This window comes from Nonomuraea sp. NPDC050153 (assembly GCF_044460125.1).
Lineage (GTDB): Bacteria > Actinomycetota > Actinomycetes > Streptosporangiales > Streptosporangiaceae > Nonomuraea.
Genome location: NZ_JBITJQ010000101.1, coordinates 1 through 1,238, shown reverse-complemented (window position 1 = coordinate 1,238; position 1,238 = coordinate 1). Strand labels below are relative to the sequence as shown.

The window sequence follows — 1,238 nt, the reverse complement described above, 5'->3', positions numbered from 1 at the left end:
CTAGTGCCGCGTCAGGCCACGTTTGCCCTCTTGACGATGCGTCGTAGGCGGGGGTTGTCGGTGTTGCGGTTTCGCCAGGCGATGTAGCGGCGGATCATGCTGCTCTGCTCGCGGTGGCCGGCGTGGTCGGTGCCGTTGAGGGTGAACTCGCGCAGTGCGGTGAATTGCGCCTCGATGCGGTTCAACCACGATGAGTTGGTGGGCGTGTAGGCGATCTCGACGTTGTTCGCCTCTGCCCACGCGCCGACCCGCTTGTCCTTCTTGGTGGTCAGGTGCGGGCTGAAGTTGTCACAGATGATCGCGATGCGCACCTCGGGCGGGTAGAGGCTGCGCAGGTAGCGGCAGAACTCCAGGAACTCTCCGCGCCGCTTGCGCTTCTTGACGTGCCCGTACATCTTGTCCTTGCCCAGGTCTAACGCGGCGAACAGGTGTCGTACCCCTTGGGTGCGGGTGTAGGTGGCGCGCATCCTGGGCCGAGGTTCGCGATCGGGATCCTTGCCCTTGCCGCCGACGTCGGTCCACTGCCGGCCGGGGCGGGGCTGCAGGTTGAGCGGTCCGAACTCGTCCATGCAGAAGATCACGGCGGGTTCGCCGGGCTCGGGGACGACCTCGCCGTCGGCGATGGCGTACAGGTGCTCGATGCGGGCCTTCTTGGTCGCGTAGTCGGGATCGCGGGAGCCCTTCCAGGTCTTTATGGCTTGAAAGGAGACATTTTCCGCACGGAGAAGCTCGCGCAGGCCCTCATGGCTGATGTCCTCGACCACCCCCTCGGCGACTAGGAAATCGGCCAGTTTGGCAAGGCTCCACCGGGAGAACGGCAACCCGTGCTCGGCAGGACGAGACTTGGCGATCTTCTTGATCTCCACGCGCTGCGGAAGCGTGAACGTCGGCTTCCGGCCGCCCTTGTACTTGGGGTAGAGCGAGTCGAATCCATCGGCGTTGAAGTTGTGGATCACGTCACGGACCCGGTCTTCGCTGGTGAAGGCCACTTTGGCGATCTGCGTGGTGGTCATGCCCTGGGCCGACAGCAGCACCATCTGCGCTCGCCGCCAGGTCACCACCGACCCGCTGCCGCGCCGTACGATGCGCAGCAGCCGGTTGCCCTCGTCGTCATCGATCTCGCGTACGCGAACCCGCTCAGCCACGAACAGAGTCTGAGGCGATCACGCCGACCGCGGTGGGACCTTGATCGGCGTGTCCCAACGAAACGGGGCAAACCCAAGATGATGCGGCACTAG

General features: G+C 64.7%; 1 protein-coding gene. It reads right to left on the bottom strand.

The annotated features are described in order from the left end of the window. Positions 1 to 11: 11 nt before the first annotated feature. Positions 12 to 1,145, bottom strand: a complete 1,134-nt coding sequence (locus ACIBQ1_RS61865; RefSeq protein ID WP_397292896.1) for an IS630 family transposase — start codon at positions 1,143 to 1,145, stop codon at positions 12 to 14. Positions 1,146 to 1,238: the final 93 nt, after the last annotated feature.